This window comes from Streptosporangium sp. NPDC020145, from assembly GCF_040631275.1.
Classification (GTDB): domain Bacteria; phylum Actinomycetota; class Actinomycetes; order Streptosporangiales; family Streptosporangiaceae; genus Streptosporangium.
The window spans coordinates 245,229-264,487 of sequence record NZ_JBEXZT010000001.1; the positions used below are offsets into that span (position 1 = coordinate 245,229).

Below are 19,259 nucleotides of genomic sequence, written 5' to 3' on the forward strand. Positions count from 1 at the left end.
ACCTTCCGTGGCGGGATGTCTAGTGGCTGAGCGCGTGTTCGAGAACGGCGGGGGTGGGTTCGTCCTCCGCGCCGAGGGCGACGGTGCCGGGGCCGCGCCGTACGGTTCCGGCGATCAGGAGGTAGTCGGTGACGGCCAGCAGGCCGAGCACCCCGGTGAACCCGACGAGGGAGACGGTGACCATGCCCGGTGTGAGGCCGTGGGACATGGCGTCGGCGACGGTGAGCCTGCCGTTGATCAGCCACGGCTGGCGGCCGACCTCCCGGGCCAGCCAGCCGCAGATCGCGGCCAGGAACGGCGCCGGGGTGAGGATCACCAGCAGCGGCTGCGCCCAGCGCCAGCGCGGCAGCCAGTAGGTCAGGGGCGCCAGCAGGAGCAGGAGGAACTGCACCAGCTGTCCGATCCCCATCATGGCCGCCAGGGCGACCCCGGCCAGCGGGACGCGGAACTTGTCCGGCTGGTAGAGGCCGATCGAGCCGAACTGGGCGTAGCCGAAGGCGACCGTGACCAGCGACCCGCAGAAGGCGACGAGCAGGCCCGTGCGGAGGGCGGAGGTGAAGAACTCCCGCTCGGGGGTCCGGCGGAACAGCTGGTAGGCGGAGGCCCCCATGACCACGGAGCCCGCGGCCCACAGACCGGCGCCGACCACGTGGGGGAGCGAGTTGACCAGCGCCGGGTTGCTCAGCAGCGCGCCGAAGTCGGTCAGCACCAGACGGCCGCCGCGCTCGACGGCCCCCACCGGGTTCTGCAGGAACGAGTTCGCGGCCATGATCCAGAAAGCGGAGACGTAGGCGGTCAGCGTCACCATCCAGATGCACGCCAGGTGCGCCCACCGGTTCAGCCTGTTCCAGCCGAAGATCCACAGGCCGAGGAAGGTGGACTCGATGAAGAAGGCGCCGAGCGTCTCGATCGCCAGGGGGGCGCCGAAGACGTCTCCCGCGTACTCGGACAGGCCACTCCAGCTCAGCCCGAACTGGAACTCCATCACCAGGCCGGTGAAGATGCCGAGCGCGTAGTTGGTGACGTAGATCTGACCCCAGAAGCGGGTGGCGCGCTCGTGCTCGGGCCTGCCGGTCACGGCGTGCCGGGTGTGCATGATCGCGATGATCGGGGCCAGGCCCAGCGTCAGCACGACGAACAGGAAGTGGATGCTTCCCGTCACCGCGAACTGTGTCCGCGCCAGGTCGAGCACGCCCACGGTTCACCTCCGTTGTTGTGTCTGTCTACCTATAGACACTCTACATGTAGAACGGCTACATGTAGCCTGTCTGCGGAAGGGTAGGGTGAGGGCGTGAACGATCGAGTCGCCGTAGGGCGGGCGGAGGGCGCGAGGTGAACGCCGACGCGCTTCGCGGGCACATGGACGCCCTGCTGTTGTCCGTGCTTGAGGAGGAACCTCTGCACGGTTACGCGATCATCGAGGCCCTGCAGGCACGCAGCGGCGGCTCACTGAACGTGCCGACCGGCACGGTCTATCCGGCGCTGCGACGGCTCGAACAGGCGGGATACCTCGCCAGCGAGTGGGCGACGGTCGGCGGGCGCAGGCGGCGCACCTACCGGCTGACCTCCTCGGGCCACCGGGCCCTGGCGGGGGAGCGCGCGGCCTGGCGGGAGTTCACCGGTGTGATCGGCGGTGTGCTCGACCCCGGTGGCTCCGGGGAGCGGCTGGGCCGCTAGGACCGGCCGAGGGCCGGGACGCGGCGCCTGCGGGTGATCATCAGGCAGCGGGTGGCGCCGTACAGCTGCAGCAGCGACAGCCCGAGGCTCAGCGTCTCGACGCCGAGGTTCAGCGGGTGGTCGAAGAAGTCGTCACGCTGCGCGCCGTAGGTCAGCAGCAGCCCGAGGGCGCCCGTGAGCGGCAGCACGATCAGCACCAGCACTCCCAGCGACCGGGTGACGAGCCTGGGCCGCCTGATCCTGCGCAGCCCCCGGCCGAGCGCGAACAGCCCGGCCCCGCCGAGCAGGGCGACCGCCAGCTGCAGATAGTCCAGGCCGCGGGAGACCGGCATGAACCACGCGGGCCATCGCTCGTAGGCGATCGGGTCCTGGGCGGAGAAGCGCCACACCAGGCTCCAGGCCATGATGGTCAGCGGCACGCTGATGAACAGCAGCGCCGCGAGCCTGCGCCCCGCCGAGATCGACAGCCCCTCCTGGTAGCCCGGCGCGATCTCCTCGACCGGGCCGAACTCCTCGACCGCGACCCGCTCGGCCTCGGCCCTGCCGAGCCCGTCGAGCTCCAGAGCCTCCGCGGTGTCGAGCAGGCTGTCGCGGGCCTCGGTGACCATGTCGAGTTTCGGTCCTCGCGGCCCGCTGAGCGTACGGCTGAGCCTGGCCACGTAGTCGTCGATCACCCCGGCTCCGGCCACGCCCACCTCCACCCCCGTACTCCCTGTGCGGTCATCACCGTACATCGTCGGGGTGGAGGTGGGTTCGGCGCATCCGGGATAACCCGGACACAACCCGGAGTCACCGTCTCGCGCCCCCGCGGACGCCTTCTCCGAGCCCGGGAAATCGCCGATTCCGGGAAAACGGACAGGCCGTTACGGCGACAACTGGATGGAGGGATGCGGCGTCCTCGGCGCGCTCGCCCGGCGGGCCGAGTGCGAGGCCGAACCCATCAGCAGGCTGCCCACGGTGATCGCCGCCAGCAGGGCGAACCAGCCGACGACCCGTCCCATCCGCAGGCCGTACCCGCTGATGATCCAGTGCAGCGACAGCAGCCAGCGGCCGGAGGAACGGCTGGTCGCACGGCGCATCTCCATGGCGCCGAAGGCGAAGTCGGCAGCGGTCGCCTTGTCGTCGATCCCGGCGCGCAGCCGTGAGTACAGGACGGCGAGGCGGTGCGGCGCGGGCACGTCCTGCTCCTCGTCCGACCAGCCGCGCCAGGCGTGCTCGTCGGCCAGCGTCCGCCGGAGGGTCCACCAGCGCAGCGGCGGCCAGTGCGGCGTGATCCGCACGCCGCGCGGGGTCGTGGCGAACACGCAACCGGTCAGCCTGAGCCGTTCCGGGGTGCGGATGCCGGTGAAACGGCAGGTGCTGAGATCGACGGCGCTCAGCTGGAGCGCCTCCGCCTCAAGCCCGCGCACGGAGGTCACCGCGGCCGCGCCGTTCCCGCTGACCGTGGCCTGGCCGCGCAGCGTCGCCTCTTCGAGGTCGGCGACCGCGCCGTCCAGCCGCACGCTCAGACGGCCCGTCACCCGGATACGCCGCAGGTCGACCGGGCAGCCGCGGACCGCCAGGTCGAGGCCGTTGCCCGCCCACGCCCCGGCGAGGGTGAGACGGCGGCCGACCGAGACGGGGGCCAGGTAGCCACCCGCCCAGAACCGTGTCGCCTCGAACCCGGCCAGACCGCCGAACTCCGTCCTTCTGAAGGAGACCGCCCTGCCGAACCGGCAGCCGCGGAAGGTCACATCCCCCTGGAAGAGGGTGCCGTCGAAGGTGGCGAAGTCGTGGAACTCGGCCCCCTCGAAGGAGACGGTCCAGGCGAACCTCGCCGAGCCGAACAGGGCGTCCCGGCCCGCGGACACCCGGTCGAAAGCGGCGTGCCCGGCGACGTGGACGCCGTGCAGGGAGACCTCCCTGACGAACTTGACCTCCCTGAAAGAGACGTTTCCGGCGAACCTTGCGCCGACGAACGAGGCCAGGCGATGGAAGCGAGCCTGGTCGAAGGAGACGTCCCCGCTGAAGACGACGTCGCAGAACCTGACGTCCTCGGGGAAGACGGCCAGGTCGAACCTGGCCCTGCCGAGACGCCCACGGGTCGGGGCGAGGACTCGTTCCAGCAGGTCCTTGCCGATGACGGTGCCCCGCAGATCGATCGCGGAGCCGGGGGAGAGGCCGCGGAGGACCTCGTCGAGCTCGTGATGCTCCAGATGGGCCAGGCAGCGCCCGTACGGCTGCCGGGCCGATCCCGCGCACTCAGGGGAGGCGGCGCAGGTCATCCAACCCACGTCCAGAGTTCTCATAAAACAGTGATACCCCAGACGAAGCCTTACGTGAGATCTACGTCATAGCAAGCTATAACTGATGCCTTTAGTCAGCACTTAGTGTCAAGATTCGTTGATTTCACCATCTGGCCATTTCTAAGTAAGTGTCGGCAGATCAAACCGGTTCTACGCTCCGCCTCATGCGTGCCTTATCCCGAGTCATCTCCGCTCTGGCCGTCCTCGGCACCGCCGCGGCCACGGTCACCGCCCTCCCCCCGGCACCCGCACTGGCCGAACCGGGAACCGTCGTCATCAGCCAGGTCTACGGCGCGGGCGGCAACAGCGGCGCACCACTCGCCAACGACTTCGTCGAACTGTTCAACCGGAGCTCCACGCCGGTCGCACTGGACGGCTGGTCCGTCCAGTACGGCAGCGCGACCGGCACGGGGAACTTCGCCGCCAACCCCGTCGTGCCGCTGTCCGGCACGCTGGAACCCGGCCGCTACCACCTGGTCAAGCTCGCCGGGGGAGGCGCGGGCGCCCCGCTGCCCGCCCCGGACACGACCGGGACGGCCAACATGAGCGCGACCTCGGGCAAGGTCGTCCTGGCCCGCTCCGCGCAGGGACTGGCCTGCAACGGCGGCTCGACCCCCTGCTCACCCGAGCAGAGCGCCCTCATCGCCGATCTCGTCGGGTACGGCACCGCCGACTACGCCGAGGGCGCTCCGGCCCCCGCCCTGTCCACGACCACCGCGGCCCTGCGTGCCGGCCACGGCTGCGCCGACACCGACGTCAACGGCACCGACCTGGTGAGCGCGTCCCCCGCGCCGCGCAACGGGACCACGGCCGCCGCGCCGTGCGGCACCCCGGAGCCCACCCCCACCCCCACGCCGACTCCCACCCCCACGGCCAGTCCCACAGCCAGTCCCACGGTCACGCCGACCGGGGAGCCGTGCCAGACGCCCGCGACCCACCCGATCGCCCAGGTACAGGGCAGCGGGGACACCAGCCCGCTGGCGGGCCGGACCGTACGCGTCCAGGGCGTGGTGACCGGCGACTTCCAGCGGGCCGACCAGCTCGGCGGGTTCTTCCTGCAGGACCCCACCCCCGACGCCGACCCCGCCACCTCGGAAGGCCTGTTCGCCTACGCCCGTGACACGTTCAAGGACGTCAAGGCCGGCGACCGGGTGCTGGTCACCGGCAAGGTCGTGGAGTACAACGGCTGGACCGAGCTCTCACCGGTCACCGCCGTCGACGTCTGCGGAACCGGCACCGTCACCCCGGCCAGGCTGAGCCTGCCGCGCGCCGAGGGCTCGACCCTCGAACCCGTCGAGAGCATGCTCGTCACCGTCACCGGGCCGCTGACCGTCACCGACCACTACAACCTGGGCCGTTTCGGCGAACTCACCCTCTCCTCGGGAGGACGCCTGTTCCAGGCCACCGACAGGACCGGCGTGGACGAGGCCGCCGACCGGCGCCGCAGCCTGCTCCTCGACGACGGCTCGACCAGGGAGAACCCGCAGACCATCCCCTACACCGACCCGCGCGTCGTCCGCCTCGGCGACACCACGCTCGGCGCCACCGGCGTCCTGGGGTACGGCTTCGGCGTCTACCGCCTCCAGCCGACCAAACCGGTCACCTTCCTGCGGACCAACCCCCGCCTGCCCGCGCCGCCGCCGGTGTTCGGCAACGTCAGGGTGGCCAGTCTCAACACCCTCAACTGGTTCACCACCCTGGGTTCACGCGGTGCGGACACCACCGAGGAACAGCAGCGGCAGCTGACCAAGCTGGTCGCCACGCTCAAGGGCCTGAACGCCGACGCGGTCGGCCTCATGGAGGTCCAGAACAACGGCCAGACCGCCGTCCAGGCACTGGTCGACGCGCTCAACGCCGAAGTGGGCGCGGGCACCTACGCCGCGCTGACCCACCCCAACCCGGGCACCGACCTGATCCACGTCGCGGTGATCTACAAGCCCGCCACGCTCAAGCCCGTCGGCCCGGCCCGCTCCTCGGCCGACCCCGTCTTCAGGCGGCCTCCGCTGATCCAGACCTTCCGCCGGGTCCGGGGCGGCCAGCCGTTCACGATGGTCGTCAACCACTTCAAGTCGAAGGGCTGCGACGCGGCCGCCACCGGTCCCGACGCCGACCTGGGCGACGGCCAGGGCTGCTACAACGGCGAACGCGTCCGCCAGGCCAAGGCGACACTGGCCCTCGTCGAGAGCCTCAGGCTGCCCAACGCGCTGGTGCTCGGCGACCTCAACGCCTACGGCGAGGAGGACCCGATCGACACGCTGGAGGCGGGCGGGCTGACCAGCCTCAGCAAGCGGTTCGTCCCCGCGCCGCTGCGCTACAGCTACCTCTTCGAGGGTCGCAGCGGAGAACTCGACCACGCCCTGGCGGGCCGGGGCCTGCTCAGGAAGGTGACCGGCACGACCATCTGGCACGTCAACGCCGACGAGAGCCGCATCCTCGACTACAACACCGAGTACAACCCGCCTCGGCTCTACCGGCCTGACGCGTTCCGGTCCTCGGACCATGATCCTTTGGTGGTCGGGCTGATGTTGTGATTCTTTGCGCCGCCTGGCTGTGTCTCCTTGCGCCGCCTGGCTGTGTCTCCTTGCGCCGCCTGGCGGCGTCGCGGGGCTTGGGCGCTCCGAGTCGGTGTCTTCCCTCGTCGTTCGTCCGCTCCGCTCCCTCACTCCTCAGTCCAGACACCGACGCGCCCAAGCCGGACACTCCTCACACTGAGGACCGGTGAAGCACAACCCGAAACCCTTCACACCTGAGGCGGGGGATCCCTCGTATCCGGTACGGCGGCGTTCGGATCGGCACCCTTGAACGGGGGTGGTCCGGGCGTCGCCGGAGTGGTCGCCGGGATGGAATGTCCGGGGGAGGGAAGTGGTTATGCGAGCCATACAAGACGTGACGACAAGAGGAGCCACAGGTGGCGACCATTGAGGTAACCGAGAAGAACTTCAACGAAATCGCCGACGAGGGGATCGTCCTGCTGGACTTCTGGGCGTCCTGGTGCGCGCCGTGCCGCACGTTCGGGCCGATTTTCGAGAAGTCCTCGGAGAAGCACGGCGACATCAAGTTCGGGAAGATCGACACCGAGGCCGAGCAGGGGCTCGCGCAGGGCTTCGAGATCACCTCGATCCCCACGGTCATGGCCATCCGGGACGGCATTGTCGTCTTCGCTCAGCCCGGGGTGCTGCCCGCGCCCGCCCTTGAGGACCTCATCGGTCAGGTCCGGGCGCTCGACATGGACGCGATCCGCGCCGAGCTGGCCAACGAGCTCCGCGCGCAGAAGGACTGACCCCGAAACGACGAAGGGTCCCGCACCACAGGCGTGGGACCCTCGTGTGTCTCGCGGCGAACCGCAGCTCAGGGCTCAGGAGGAGCGGTAGAGCTCCGCGACCCGGAAGGCCATGTCGAGCGACTGGCTCCGGTTGAGGCGGGGGTCGCAGGCCGTCTCGTAGCGCAGCGCCAGGTCGCCCTCCGCGACCTCGTCGGCGCCGCCCACGCACTCGGTGACGTCGTCGCCGGTGAACTCGATGTGGATGCCGCCCGGGTGGGTGCCGAGGTCCCGGTGCACCTCGAAGAAACCCGCGACCTCGTTCAGCACGTCGTCCAGGCTCCGGGTCTTGTGACCGCTGGGGGCCTCGAAGGTGTTGCCGTGCATCGGGTCACAGATCCAGGCGACCTGGGCGCCGTTCGCGGTGACCTTCTCCACCAGCGCGGGCAGGTGCTCGCGGATCTTGGAGGCGCCCATCCTGGTGATGAAGGTCAGGCGGCCGGGCTCGTTGTCGGGGTTCAGCTTCTCGACCAGCGCCAGGGCCTCCTCGGCCGTCGTGGTCGGGCCCAGCTTCACGCCGATCGGGTTGCGGATGCGGGAGAAGAACTCCACGTGAGCGCTGTCGAGCTGGCGGGTGCGCTCGCCGATCCAGACCATGTGCGCCGACACGTCGTACGGCTGGCCGGTCCTGGAGTCGATCCTGGTCAGCGCCCTGTCGTAGTCGAGGATGAGTGCCTCGTGCGAGGAGTAGAACTCCACGCCGTGGAACTCCGCCGGGTCGGCACCGCAGGCGTGCATGAACGCCAGCGCCTGGTCGATCTCCCCGGCCAGCCGCTCGTAGCGCTTGCCCGCGGGGGACTCGCTGACGAAATCCTGGTTCCAGGCGTGCACCTGCCGCAGGTCGGCGTAGCCGCCCTTGGTGAAGGCGCGGATCAGGTTCAGCGTCACCGCGGAGGAGTGGTAGGCGCGCAGCAGCCGTCCCGGGTCCGGCAGACGCGACTCAGGGGTGAAGTCGAGACCGTTGACCATGTCGCCCCGGTAGGCGGGCAGCTCGACGCCGCCGCGCACCTCGGTTCCCTTTGAACGGGGCTTGGCGAACTGCCCCGCTATCCGGCCGATCTTCACCACGGGGACCCTCCCCGCGTAGGTGAGCACGATCGCCATCTGCAGCAGCGTCTTCAGCTTGTTGCGGACGGTGTCGGCGGTGGCGCCGGCGAAGGTCTCGGCGCAGTCACCGCCCTGCAGCACGAAGGCCTCGCCTCGCGTCACCGCCGCGAGTTCGGCCTTGAGGTTGTCGCATTCCCCCGCAAAGACGAGCGGGGGAAGTGCGGAGAGTTCGGCGACGACCTTGTCCAGCTCGCCGCGGTCGGGCCACTCGGGCTGCTGCGCCGCGGGAAGCTCCCGCCAGGAATCGAGGTAGTTGCTCACGACATACCAGGCTATTGCAACCTCGTGGGCGAACCCACCTCAACGTCCACAGATTGAGAACCTCTTTGTCACTGTGGAAGACGTCGCGGTGCCTGTCGGTAGGGGGCCGTGGGCTCGGCGGAGATCCGTTGCGGGCTCACGAGGGGCTCTTGACGTGTTCGGGAAGGACACCGAGGCCGATGAACCGGCGGGTCAGGGCGCCGACCACCGGAAGGTGGGACAGGTCGCGTGGCAGCAGCTCCGGGGCGTCCCGCCCGTCCAGGGCCGGCCGGATCAGCCGGTCCTGCACCACCCGCTGGGCGAACTGGGTCACCACGGTCGGCACCGTACGGCGGCGCTGGATCCTGGCCAGCAGCGACTCGGGGATCTCCGCGCCGGAGGCCAGCGGCCCGGCCAGCAGGTTGGCCGTGGCGACGGCGTCCTGCACGGCCAGGTTGATGCCGACGCCGAAGACCGGCGACATGGCGTGCGCGGCGTCCCCGATGACGAGCAGGCCTGGCCGGTGCCAGCGGCGCAGCCGGTTGAGCGCGACCGAGAGCACGCTGACGTCGTCGAAGCCGGTCAGCAGCCCGGTACGGCCCGCCAGGAACGGCAGCAGGTTCGTCACCTGTTCCCGCAGCGTCTCGATCCCGGCCGCCCGCAACTCCTCGAAGCCGCCCTTGGGGATGGCGTAGGCCAGCTGCCAGTAGGTTCCCCGGTCGATCACCACCATGATCCGGCCCGAGGACAGGCGCAGGAACGTCTCGTCCGGGTCGCTCTCCTCGCGCGGCAGCCGGAACCACACCACGTCCATCGGCGCGCCGTGTTCGATCGGGACGAGCCCGGCGGCACGCCGTACGTCGGAGTGGCGTCCGTCGGCGGCTACGGTCAGTGTGGCTCTAAGCTCGTGCTCGCCGTCGGGGTCGCGGTAGCGGACCCCGCGCACCGCGTTCCCCTCCCGGATCACGCCGTGCACCTCGGCGTTCATGAGGAGACGGAAGGTGGGGTAACGCGCGGCGGCGGTGGTCACCAGGTTGAGGAAGTCCCACTGCGGGACGAAGGCGATGTAGCCATACTCGCCTCCCAGTTTGGACAGGTCGGCGACCGGAACCGTCCCCTCGTCGGTGTGCACGGCCATGCCGTACGCCTTGTGGTGCGGCAGCCGCAGGAACTCCTCGGCCAGGCCGATCTCGTGCAGGACCTGCAGAGTCGAGGGGTGGATGGTGTCGCCCCTGAAGTCACGCAGGAAGTCGGAGTGCTTCTCCAGCAGCGTCACCCGGACGCCGGCTCTGGCCAGCAACAGCGCGAGTACGGCCCCGGCGGGACCGCCCCCCGCGATCACACACGTGTTCCGAGTCATAATTCATCACCCAATGAAATTGTCGCACAACGGGGTCGCCAAGGAAACCGTCCCCCGGAGTCCGGTACGGCACGCGTCAGATCAAGGGTGGGGAAGAGGCCTCAGAGCGGGGAGATCGTCCAGGAGGTCTCGGTCGTCTCGCCCGGCTGGAGCACGATCAGGTCGGTGCCCGAGTTGAAGGCGTCCGGCGGGCAGGTCATCGGCTCGACCGCCAGCCCCCGATAGCCGGACCCGGTGCCGCCGCACACCTGCGCCCACGGCAGGACCGAGGCCCGCCAGCTCACCTCGACCCCGCCCTCCGGGCCGCGTACCCGCACCCTGGTCAGGCCGTCCGCCCCGGGCCTCAGACCGGTGAAGGTGTGGTCGACGACCGTGCCGCCGAGCCGTCTGGGCTCCCTGAAGTCGTACGGCGTGCCGGAGACGTCCTCAAGGGAGGCGGGCAGCATCCGCTCGTCGGGCAGCAGCACCCTGTCCGCGGGCACCAGCAGCTCGTACTCCCCGGCGTCCTCGCCCGCCAGCAGCCAGGGATGCGGCGCGCAGCCGTACGGCGCGGCGTGCTCACCGGTGTTCTCCGCGGTCAGCGTGGTGGTCAGGCCGCCGGAGGTCAGATGGTGGAGCACCCGCAGGGCCAGGGTGAACGGGTAACCGGGCACCGGGGTCACGGTGTGCGCCAGCCGTACGTGGGCGGGGCCGATCTCGACCGGTGACCACCTGACGTCGGCGACCAGCCCGTGCAGGGCGTTGCCCCGGGACTCCTCGTTCGCGGTGAGGCGGTGGGTCACGCCGCCGAAGGTGTAGCGCGCCCCGCCGACCCGGTTGGGCCACGGGGCCAGCAGGGTGCCGCTGTAGAAGGGGACGGGCCCCTCCGGCGGCCAGTCCGCCACCAGGTCGCGCCCGTCGTGCCTGAGCACGCGCACGGCCGCCGCGAACTGACTGATCTCGGCGTACATGTCGCCGTCGCGAAGGATGAACTGCCTGGGCACGACTGTCCTTTCAGGCGGAGGCCCGCTCGACCAGATGCGTGTCGAGGATCACGACCGGCTGCTCCAGGTGCTCACCGTTGATGCGGGCGACCAGGAGGTGGGCCATCTGACGGCCCATCGCCTCGGTCGGCTGGTGCACGCTGGTCAGCGGGGGAGAGGAGTGGGCCCCGGCGGGGGAGTCGTCGAACCCGATCACCGCCACGTCGCCGGGGACGTCCCTGCCCTCGTGCCGCAGCACCCGCAGCGCGCCCAGCGCCATCGGGTCGGAGGCGGTGAAGACCGCGTCCAGGTCCGGGTGCTCGGCCAGGAGCCCGCACATGGCCCGCGCGCCGCTGTCCTCGCTGAAGTCGCCGTAGGCCACGATCTCCGGCACGCCAGTGGCGATCAGCGCGTCGCGGTAGCCCGCGAGCCGGTCGACGCCGACCCCCATGTCCTGCGGGCCCGCGATGGTGGCGATCCGCCTGCGGCCCCTGCCCAGGAGGTACTTCACCGCCTGCCTGGCCCCGGCCCTGTTGTCCACGTCGACGTAACAGTAGGGGTCGAGCCCGACGGGCTTGCCGCCGATGACGGTCGGCACGCCCATCTCCTCCAGCCTGCCGGGCAGCGGGTCGGCCCCGTGCAGCGAGATCAGCAGCACCCCGTCGACGTGCTGGCCCGTCAGGTAGTGCTCAAGACGGTCGTGGTCCTGCCTGGACTGGGCCATCGCCAGGATCAGCTGCAGGCCTGTCTCCGAGAGCGCCGAGCCGATGCCGCGGATGGTCCCGGCGAAGTAGGGCTCGTCGAAGACCCGCAGTTCCGACTCGGAGACGACCAGCGCGACGGTGTCCGTGCGCCGGGTGACCAGGGTGCGGGCGGCCCGGTTCGGGACGTAGCCCAGCTCCCTGATCGCCTGCTGCACCGCGTCGCGAGCCCTCTCGCTCACCTTCGGCGAACCGTTGATCACCCGGGAGACCGTGCCGCGCCCGACTCCGGCCAGGGCCGCGACCGCCTCAAGGGTCGGACGACGGTCGCCGTTCATGTTTCTCGCCCCCATGAAAGATTCTCCGGACTTCATTGTGCAGGACCGGTCAGGCCTCCACGCCTGATTGTCTCGGCATACCAAAGGGCGCTCTCCTTGGGAACTCTGCGCTGCGTCGGGTAGTCGACGCGCACCAGCCCGAAGCGCTTGCCGTACCCCCAGGCCCACTCGAAGTTGTCCAGCAGCGACCAGGCGAAGTAGCCGACGAGCGGCGCCCCCTGCCCGATCGCGGCGTGGCAGGCGCGCAGATGGGCCTCGATGTAGTCCCTGCGCTCCGGGTCCCGCACGAAACCGCCGGCGTCGGCGACGTCGTCGAAGGCCGCGCCGTTCTCGGAGACCACCAGGGGGATCCGGGGGTAGTCCCCGGCGACCCGCAGCAGGACCTCCCGCAGCCCGTCGTGGTCGATCTCCCAGCCCATGCCGGTCACCGGACGCCCGCTCCCGGCGAACGAGACGTGCTCGCTGCCCACCCAGGGAGAGCCGGTGTCCGTCGGCGCCGCCGCGGCCGAGACCGCGCCCCCTGGGGCCCCGGAGACGGTGAACCGGCTGTAGTAGTTGATCAGCAGCATGTCCATCGGGGCGGAGATGACCCCCATGTCCCCCGTCTCGGCGAGTCCCTCAGCGAGCCCCTCGGCGGCCTCCCCGAGGTCCGCCAGGACGTCCGCCGGATACTCCCCCCTGAGCAGCGCGTCCAGGAAGAGACGGTTCTGCAGGCCGTCGATGCGGCGGGCGGCGTCCAGGTCGGCCGCCGAGCGTGTCAGCGGAGAGACGGCGTAGAGGTTCACGCAGCCGCCGATCCGGCTGCCGGCCCGCTGGGCGCGCATGGCCGCCATGGCCAGCCCGTGGCCGAGCAGCAGGTGGTGGGCGGCCAGGACCGCCCGCGCGGGTTCCCGCCGCCCTGGGGCGTGCTCCCCGGAGGCGTAGCCGAGGAAGGCCGCGCACCACGGCTCGTTGACCGTGCTCCAGTTGCGCACCCGGTCGCCGAGCGCGTCGTGTACGGCCGCCGCGTAGTCGGCGAACCGCAGGGCGGTGTCCCGCGCGGGCCAGCCTCCCGCGTCCTCAAGGGCCTGGGGCAGGTCCCAGTGGTAGAGCGTCACCCACGGGTCGATCCCCTGGCCGAGCAGTTCGTCGACCAGCCTGCGGTAGAAGTCGAGCCCCCGCTGGTTGACCGCCCCCACGCCGTCCGGCTGGACGCGCGGCCAGGAGACGGAGAAGCGGTAGGCGCCCAGGCCGAGCCGGGCCATCAGCCGGACGTCGTCGCGGTAGCGGTGGTAGTGGTCGACGGCGACGTCGGCGTTCTCACCGTTCACCACCCGCCCCGGCAGGCGGGCGAAGGTGTCCCAGATGGACCTGCCGCGCCCGTCCTCGGAGACCGCGCCCTCGATCTGGTAGGCGGAGGTCGCCGCCCCCCAGGCGAAGCCCTCCGGGAACCTCAACTCCTGATCCTGTGTCTGCTGCGTCGTCACGCCTTGACCGCACCTTCCATGAGGCCGCCGACGATCTGACGGCCGAACACGACGAAAACAATGAAAAGAGGCAGGACCGAGACCGCCGTGCCGGTGAACAACATGACGTAGTCGGTGCCGTGGGCCTGGTTGAGCGCGGCGATCGAGGTCTGCACCACGGGGTTGTCCGGGTCCAGCACGATCAACGGCCACATGAACTCGTTCCAGGTCTGCATGAAGACAAGCAGCGCCAGTACGGCCATGCCCGGCCTGAGCGCGGGCAGGATCACCCGGGCGTAGACGCCCGCCGTCGAGGCGCCGTCGACGCGGGCGGCCTCGACCAGTTCGTCCGGCACCGCCTGGGAGGCGTACTGGGTCATCATGAAGACCCCGAACCCGTTGACGAGGAAGGGCAGGATCACCGCCTTGAGCCGGCCGGTCCAGCCGAGGGTCACCATGAGCTCGTACAGCGGGACCACGCCCATCTGCTGGAGCGGGACCATCATCGTCACCAGGATCAGCCCGAGCAGCGCCCGCCCGCCCCGGAAACGCAGCTTGGCGAAGGCGAACCCGGCCAGCGTGGAGATGAACACGACCGAGACGGTCACGGTGACCGAGACGACGGCCGAGTTGACCAGGCCGGTGAGGAAGTGGGCGTCCTCGGCCGCGAGCAGCCGGGCGATGTTCTCCCCCAGGTGGCCGCCGGGCAGCAGCGGCGGGGGAACGTCGATCGCCTCCTCGTTGGTCCGGGTGGCCATGACGAACATGTAGTAGACGGGAAAGGCGGAGATCACGACGGCGAGGGCGAGCGTGGCCCTCGTCAGCGGTCCAGCGTCCCCTGGGCGGCTCATCCGGCGCCTCCGATGCGGCGGGTGAGCAGGTGGTTGACGAGCGTGCCGAGCAGGATCAGCACGAACAGCAGCCAGGCGGCGGCGGAGGCGTACCCGAGGTCGAAGTCACGGAAGGCCTCCTTGACGACGAACATCGCCACCGTCTGGTACTGGCCGGTCGCCCCGCCGCTCATCGTCGGGTTGCCGTCGAACATGACGGGCTCGGTGAACAGCGTCAGGCCGCCGATGGTCGAGACGAACACGGTGAAGACGATCGTCGGGCGCAGCATCGGGACGGTGATCCGCCAGAACTGCCGTCTGGCGCTCGCGCCGTCGAGGGAGGCCGCCTCGTACAGGTCTCCGGGGATGGTCTGCATGGCGGCCAGCAGGATGATCGCGTTGTAACCGGTCCAGCGCCAGTCGACCATCGTGGAGATCGCGATCCACGCGGACCACTTCTCGTTCTGCCAGCTGACCGCGTCGACTCCGAAGAGGCCGAGGAACCAGTTGACCATGCCGTAGTCGCGCCCGTAGAGCTGGGTGAAGACGATGGCGACCGCGACGACGGAGGTCACCAGCGGCAGCAGTACGCCCATGCGGAGGGCGAGCCTGCCCCGGATGCGCTTGTTGAGGGCGTTGGCCAGCAGCAGCGCCAGCACGAGCTGCGGGACCGTCGAGATGACGAACATCCCGAGCGTGTTGACCACCGCGTTCCAGAAGGCCTCGTCGGCGACCAGGGACAGGTAGTTGCCCGCCCCCACGAAGATCCTGTCCCCGGCGAGCTCCCAGTCGTGCAGCGAGACCCACAGGGTGTAGCCGAGCGGGAAGACCCCGAAGAGGACGAACAACACGAAGTACGGCGAGACAAAGAGATAGGGGGTGACCAACAGGTCGAACCTGGCGAACAGCGCGCCGTCCCGTCTCCGTACGGCGGGCGGGCGCTCACCGGGCCCGGCCTGGGCCGGGGCTGCGGCGTGCGGAGTCATCGATCGGCCTTTCGGGGGGCTTTCCTGGCTGGTTTCTCTGTGGGCCCCACCGGTCCCGGGGCGACGGGACCGGTGGGGGAAGCGGATCAGCCAGCCGCCTTGACCCCGGCGTCGAGGAACCTCTGCCAGGCCTGGTCGTAGGGGACCGAGCCCTGGTCCATGCCCTCAAGGATCTTCTCGACCGCGGTCTTCACCTGGGCGTGCTTCTCACCCAGGAAGACCGGCTGCAGGTTCTCGACCGACGCGCCGAAGATCCGGCCGGTCGGCGCGTCGTTGAAGAACGGGTTCCTCAGGTCGCCGACCGCCGGGTCCCGCTGGGCGGGCAGGGAGCTGGGGAAGGCGGCGGCCTCCTGGAAGGCCATGATCTGGCCGTCCTTGCCGGTGAGGTAGTTCACCACCTCGGCGGCCTCCTTCGGGTGCTTGCTCTGCCTGGGCACGGCCAGGTAGGAGCCGCCCCAGTTACCCGCGCCTCCCGGCACCGTCGCGACGTCCCACTTCCCCTTGCCGGGCTCGCCCGCGGCGCCGGAGACCACGCCGAGCATCCAGGCGGGGCAGCCCATCGTGGCGAAGCCGCCCTTCTTGATGGCGGCGTTCCAGGGCGGGGTGAAGGAGGCCAGCTTGGCGGTGAGCCCGGCCTCGCTGAAGCTCCTGACCGTGTCGAAGGCGGTCTTCACGGCGGGGTTGGTGTCGATGACGAGCTTGTTGGACGTGTCGATGTAGGTGATGTCGCCGTTCCTCTGCGCCTCCTGGGCGAGGATCACGTTGTAGAAGGTGTTCGGGCCGTCCAGGAAGCGCGGCGCGTCCTTTCCGGGATTGGCGGCCTGGAACCTCCTGCCGACGTCCATGAAGGACTTCCAGTCGGGCCAGAGCCTGCCGACCTCCTCGCGGTCCGTGGGCAGGCCCGCCTTCTCGAACAGGTCGGTGCGGTAACACATGGTCATGCCGCCGATGTCGGTGCCGAGAGCGAACAGCTTGCCCTCGGCGTTGACGCCGTTGTCCCACTTGGCAGGGGGGAAGTCGGCCTTGCGGCCTCCGAGGCCGTACTGCCCGAGGTCGGTGAAGAACTGCGGGCGGGCCTTCATCAGGCCCATCGCGCCCTCGTCCAGGGCGACCACGTCGGCCGCGCCGCTGCCCGCCTGCAACCGCTGGAGCAACTGGGGCAGGTAGACGTCCTCGAAGCGGTCGGTCAGGTTCTGGTATCTGATCTGGATGCCGGGGTGGGCGGCGTTCCAGGCCTGGGCGGCCTTGTCGTAGCCGAAGTTCTCGCCGCCGCCGAAGGTGTGCACGGTGACGACGACCGGTTCGGCCGCCGTGGACGCGGGCCCGTCCGTCCCGCCGGAACCGCACGAGGTCAAGGCCAGCGCCGCGGCCGTGACCGTCGTGACCGCGGCGAGCCTGCCGCGCCGCCTGTGGTTCAACATTCCGGACCCCTCTCAGGTCGTTCGCCCGAATCGGTGGGAGGTGTCGTCACGGGCCGGTCCCCGACAGACGCGGCTCTGCGACGAGGCGGTTCCTCAACGTGTTGGGAGCGCTCCCACGAAGCGTGGCCGACGGGTGGGCCGACGTCAATACGACGAGACGCAACCGTTACCCTCCTCCGTTTCCATTGCGACTTATGGGCTCAAACGACCGCAAAATGGATGTGCTTCTTTTTGGGAGCGCTCCCATATCGACGGAGGGACGGGACGCCGAAAGGGCCGTGGCTCGGGGAGCCACGGCCCTTTCCGGATTCGGGGGATCACCGCCGCGGCGGGCGGGGAGTCCGCCGCGGATGGGGGTCTCGTACGGCGGGGGCCGTACGGAGGGAGGGGATGGGGTCAGCCGCTGTAGACCGGGTAGCCGTAGCCGACGACCTGGGAGGTCGGACGGATGCGCTGCTCGACCTTGCCGTTGCCGGTGTTGCCCTCGATCGTGGTGATCGTGCCGTTGCCGTTGTCCTGCTTCACGAAGCCGACGTGGTCGATCCCGTCGAGGTCCTTGCCGCCCTTCCAGTCGAAGTAGACGACGGCGCCGGGCTTGGGAGTGGTGCCCCAGTGGCCGTTTTCCCTGAACCACTTGGCGTGGGTGACGGTGTAGGCGTCCCAGCCCATGGTGGGGCGGATGCCGGCCTGCTCGCCGACCCAGGAGACGAACATCGCGCACCAGGGGGCGTTGGCGTAGTCCTGGATGCGGCCGCCATCGCGGGCGGTGGTCTCCTTGGCGCGCTCACTGGACATGTACCAGGAGTGGAACTTGGTGCCGCCGCCCTGGGCGTTCTCGCTGACGCCGATCTGCTGGGAGGCGATGTTCAGAACCTGCTGGGCGGTCACCTTGGGCAGGCGCTCGGCCGTGGTCTGGAGGCTGGTCTTGGCGGTGTCCGCGCTCGCGTTCCGGACGGTGGCGGACGTCTGCTCGGGGGTGTCCGCCAGGGCGGGTCCACCGGCGACGACTCCGCCGCTGAGGGCGATGGCGGTGCCGAGGATGACACGGGCCAGGTAGTGCGTCTTGGGGGTGGAGGTAAGGCGGTGCTTGGCCATGGGGTACTGCTCCTTGCGTCGCTTCCATGCCGCCTACCGGGTTAGCTGACGGGTTCGGACTGGAAAGTGTCCTACAGCGCGTATGCGCTGATTCACCCCAAAGGACCTGGGTCCCCGGTTCCGCGAGACTCGCGGATTCGGCGGCCGTGTCCATCAGGCGGATGTCCACCTGGTGGAGCACGGTCGGGCAATGTCGTGGCAATGCGCTGACCTGCGAAGGTCTGGGCGTTCGCCGCGAATTCGTTGAACGTACGTGAACCGGACAGACGATTACAAGTCCGACACATTGCCTTGGCTTGGGAATGGGCCCCGTTCGAGGGGGAAGACTGGGGCCTCGTCGACCCGAGACGATCTCCCTTTCGGTGACGCGATCCCCGGTGGGAGAGGGGATCGCGACACGACGGGCACGGTGAAGGGCAAGGGCAAGGACTTCGCGTGCCAGGTAAACGTAGATCTTTTGGCCGACCCCTCCTCCACCGGGTCAAGAGGGGGTCTCTTTACCCGTCCCGGCGGGGTCGCCCCCGGCCCCGGGGCCGGTCAGGGACGTGACGTGAGCGCGGCGAACCGTACGCCCGTGAGCTCCTCGGAGACGATCCACAGCCGCCGCGCCAGGTCTTCGTCGAGAGCCCTGGGCGAAGGCGTCAGCGCCCTGGGGCCCGGGCCGACGTACGTGCCGCCGGTCACGCCGGGGTGGGTCGCGGCGTACAGGGAGGGGAGGGCCCCTTTCTCCGGAGCCTTGAGCGCCAGCCGCATGAAGGAGGTGACCGGCCGGGTGAACACGCCCGGCCGCATGATCGAGGTGGCCGTCGGCCCGGGATGGACGGCCAGGCTGAGCAGTTTGCCTCCGGCCAGGCGCTGTAGTTCGAGGGCGAACAGCAGGTTGGCCAGCTTGGACCTGCAGTAGGCGCCGAAGCGGCGGTAGTCGTTCTCCAGCCCCAGGTCGTCGAAGTCGATCCGCCCCATCGCGTGCGCGCCACTGGAGACCGTGACGACCCTGGCCCCCTGTCCGGCCAGCAGCCGGGGCAGTAGCGACCCGGTCAGGGCGAAGTGCCCGAGATGGTTGACGCCGAACTGGGCCTCGAAGCCGTCGGCCGTCGTCCGCCGTGGAATCATGGCGACGCCCGCGTTGTTGACGAGGAGGTCGATTGGCCGGTCAAGGTCGTCCGTGAACGCCCGCACCGAGGCGAGATCGGCCAGGTCAAGGCCTCTGAGCTCGACCCGTCCCTCCGGGGCCGCCGCCCTGACCCTCTCCAACGCCACCCGCCCCCTGGCCCGGTCGCGCGCGGTCATGATCACCTCGGCGCCTCGCCGGGCGAGGTGCAGGGCGGTCGCCAGCCCTATCCCGCTGCTGGCACCCGTGACCAGTGCCGTACTGCCGGACAGGTCGGGAATGTCATCAGCGGTCCACATGATCGGCGTCTCCGGGGCCAGCTGTACGAAACGGTTTCGTACACTACGGTAGATCGTCACGAGTACGACCCGCAAGAGGGCAT

At 69.9% G+C, this 19,259-nt stretch carries 16 protein-coding genes and 1 riboswitch; of the genes, 3 read left to right on the forward strand and 13 right to left on the reverse strand.

All coding sequences use genetic code 11. The features are described 5' to 3' along the window. Positions 1-19: 19 nt before the first annotated feature. Positions 20-1,198 (reverse strand): cytochrome ubiquinol oxidase subunit I, encoded by a 1,179-nt coding sequence (locus ABZ463_RS01045; RefSeq protein WP_352009317.1) that lies wholly within the window; start codon positions 1,196-1,198, stop codon positions 20-22. Between the two features lie 134 nt (positions 1,199-1,332). Here ABZ463_RS01045 and ABZ463_RS01050 point away from each other — a divergent pair, with 134 nt between their 5' ends. Next, positions 1,333-1,677 carry a helix-turn-helix transcriptional regulator gene (locus tag ABZ463_RS01050; protein ID WP_352009318.1) on the forward strand — a complete coding sequence of 115 codons (345 nt, stop codon included), beginning with the start codon at positions 1,333-1,335 and terminating at the stop codon, positions 1,675-1,677. Here the strand turns inward: ABZ463_RS01050 and ABZ463_RS01055 are convergent. Both ABZ463_RS01055 and ABZ463_RS01060 read right to left on the reverse strand, forming a co-directional pair. Further along, positions 1,674-2,378, reverse strand: a complete 705-nt coding sequence (locus ABZ463_RS01055; RefSeq protein ID WP_352009319.1) for a permease prefix domain 1-containing protein — start codon at positions 2,376-2,378, stop codon at positions 1,674-1,676. The genes ABZ463_RS01050 and ABZ463_RS01055 overlap by 4 nt on opposite strands. A 162-nt stretch (positions 2,379-2,540) precedes the next feature. Beyond that, complete coding sequence (locus ABZ463_RS01060) at positions 2,541-3,965, reverse strand: pentapeptide repeat-containing protein (RefSeq protein WP_362771797.1); 1,425 nt, start codon at positions 3,963-3,965, stop codon at positions 2,541-2,543. Positions 3,966-4,126: 161 nt separating this feature from the next. Between ABZ463_RS01060 and ABZ463_RS01065 the strand changes: the two genes are divergently transcribed. Together ABZ463_RS01065 and ABZ463_RS01070 are read left to right on the forward strand one after the other, a co-directional pair. Then, positions 4,127-6,493 carry an ExeM/NucH family extracellular endonuclease gene (locus ABZ463_RS01065; RefSeq protein ID WP_362771799.1) on the forward strand — a complete coding sequence of 789 codons (2,367 nt, stop codon included), beginning with the start codon at positions 4,127-4,129 and terminating at the stop codon, positions 6,491-6,493. A gap of 377 nt (positions 6,494-6,870) precedes the next feature. Further along, a complete protein-coding gene (locus ABZ463_RS01070) occupies positions 6,871-7,242 on the forward strand; it encodes a thioredoxin domain-containing protein (protein ID WP_352009322.1) in 372 nt (123 codons plus the stop codon). Between the two features lie 75 nt (positions 7,243-7,317). Here ABZ463_RS01070 and ABZ463_RS01075 read toward each other — a convergent pair whose 3' ends face one another. The 10 genes from ABZ463_RS01075 to ABZ463_RS01120 all read right to left on the reverse strand — a co-directional run bounded on the left by ABZ463_RS01075 (position 7,318) and on the right by ABZ463_RS01120 (position 19,176). Further along, positions 7,318-8,649 carry a class II 3-deoxy-7-phosphoheptulonate synthase gene (locus tag ABZ463_RS01075; protein ID WP_352009323.1) on the reverse strand — a complete coding sequence of 444 codons (1,332 nt, stop codon included), beginning with the start codon at positions 8,647-8,649 and terminating at the stop codon, positions 7,318-7,320. A gap of 136 nt (positions 8,650-8,785) precedes the next feature. Next, positions 8,786-9,988 carry an FAD-dependent oxidoreductase gene (locus ABZ463_RS01080; RefSeq protein ID WP_362771802.1) on the reverse strand — a complete coding sequence of 401 codons (1,203 nt, stop codon included), beginning with the start codon at positions 9,986-9,988 and terminating at the stop codon, positions 8,786-8,788. A gap of 101 nt (positions 9,989-10,089) precedes the next feature. Next, the gene (locus ABZ463_RS01085; protein ID WP_352009325.1) at positions 10,090-10,971 is read right to left on the reverse strand and encodes an aldose 1-epimerase family protein; all 882 of its coding nucleotides are present in this window, start codon (positions 10,969-10,971) and stop codon (positions 10,090-10,092) included. A 10-nt stretch (positions 10,972-10,981) separates the two neighbouring features. Continuing rightward, positions 10,982-11,989, reverse strand: coding sequence for a LacI family DNA-binding transcriptional regulator (locus tag ABZ463_RS01090; protein ID WP_352009468.1), 1,008 nt, complete (start codon positions 11,987-11,989; stop codon positions 10,982-10,984). A 32-nt stretch (positions 11,990-12,021) separates the two neighbouring features. Further along, a complete protein-coding gene (locus tag ABZ463_RS01095; RefSeq protein ID WP_362771805.1) occupies positions 12,022-13,455 on the reverse strand; it encodes a GH1 family beta-glucosidase in 1,434 nt (477 codons plus the stop codon). After that, positions 13,452-14,285 carry a carbohydrate ABC transporter permease gene (locus ABZ463_RS01100; protein ID WP_362771807.1) on the reverse strand — a complete coding sequence of 278 codons (834 nt, stop codon included), beginning with the start codon at positions 14,283-14,285 and terminating at the stop codon, positions 13,452-13,454. The genes ABZ463_RS01095 and ABZ463_RS01100 overlap by 4 nt, the downstream gene beginning before the upstream one ends. Next, on the reverse strand, positions 14,282-15,250 hold the full coding sequence (locus tag ABZ463_RS01105) for a sugar ABC transporter permease (protein ID WP_362771809.1): 969 nt from the start codon (positions 15,248-15,250) through the stop codon (positions 14,282-14,284). The genes ABZ463_RS01100 and ABZ463_RS01105 overlap by 4 nt, the downstream gene beginning before the upstream one ends. 86 nt (positions 15,251-15,336) lie before the next feature. After that, positions 15,337-16,671 (reverse strand): ABC transporter substrate-binding protein, encoded by a 1,335-nt coding sequence (locus ABZ463_RS01110; RefSeq protein WP_362771811.1) that lies wholly within the window; start codon positions 16,669-16,671, stop codon positions 15,337-15,339. Positions 16,672-17,067: 396 nt separating this feature from the next. Continuing rightward, positions 17,068-17,766 carry a CHAP domain-containing protein gene (locus tag ABZ463_RS01115; protein WP_352009330.1) on the reverse strand — a complete coding sequence of 233 codons (699 nt, stop codon included), beginning with the start codon at positions 17,764-17,766 and terminating at the stop codon, positions 17,068-17,070. Between the two features lie 15 nt (positions 17,767-17,781). Continuing rightward, positions 17,782-17,919: riboswitch (cyclic di-AMP (ydaO/yuaA leader) on the reverse strand. Between the two features lie 384 nt (positions 17,920-18,303). Beyond that, entirely contained in the window at positions 18,304-19,176 is an 873-nt protein-coding gene (locus ABZ463_RS01120) for an oxidoreductase (RefSeq protein WP_362771813.1), read from the reverse strand. Positions 19,177-19,259 lie beyond the last annotated feature (83 nt).

What these genes read in the sequence shown, in the direction of transcription:
- ABZ463_RS01105 (WP_362771809.1), bottom strand. Translation starts at nt 15,250, where the DNA reads ATGACTCCGCACGCCGCAGCCCCGGCCCAGGCCGGGCCCGGTGAGCGC.
- ABZ463_RS01080 (WP_362771802.1), bottom strand. Translation starts at nt 9,988, where the DNA reads ATGACTCGGAACACGTGTGTGATCGCGGGGGGCGGTCCCGCCGGGGCC.
- ABZ463_RS01115 (WP_352009330.1), bottom strand. Translation starts at nt 17,766, where the DNA reads ATGGCCAAGCACCGCCTTACCTCCACCCCCAAGACGCACTACCTGGCC.
- ABZ463_RS01110 (WP_362771811.1), bottom strand. Translation starts at nt 16,671, where the DNA reads ATGTTGAACCACAGGCGGCGCGGCAGGCTCGCCGCGGTCACGACGGTC.
- ABZ463_RS01060 (WP_362771797.1), bottom strand. Translation starts at nt 3,965, where the DNA reads ATGAGAACTCTGGACGTGGGTTGGATGACCTGCGCCGCCTCCCCTGAG.
- ABZ463_RS01100 (WP_362771807.1), bottom strand. Translation starts at nt 14,285, where the DNA reads ATGAGCCGCCCAGGGGACGCTGGACCGCTGACGAGGGCCACGCTCGCC.
- ABZ463_RS01120 (WP_362771813.1), bottom strand. Translation starts at nt 19,176, where the DNA reads ATGTGGACCGCTGATGACATTCCCGACCTGTCCGGCAGTACGGCACTG.
- ABZ463_RS01065 (WP_362771799.1), top strand. Translation starts at nt 4,127, where the DNA reads ATGCGTGCCTTATCCCGAGTCATCTCCGCTCTGGCCGTCCTCGGCACC.
- ABZ463_RS01090 (WP_352009468.1), bottom strand. Translation starts at nt 11,989, where the DNA reads ATGAACGGCGACCGTCGTCCGACCCTTGAGGCGGTCGCGGCCCTGGCC.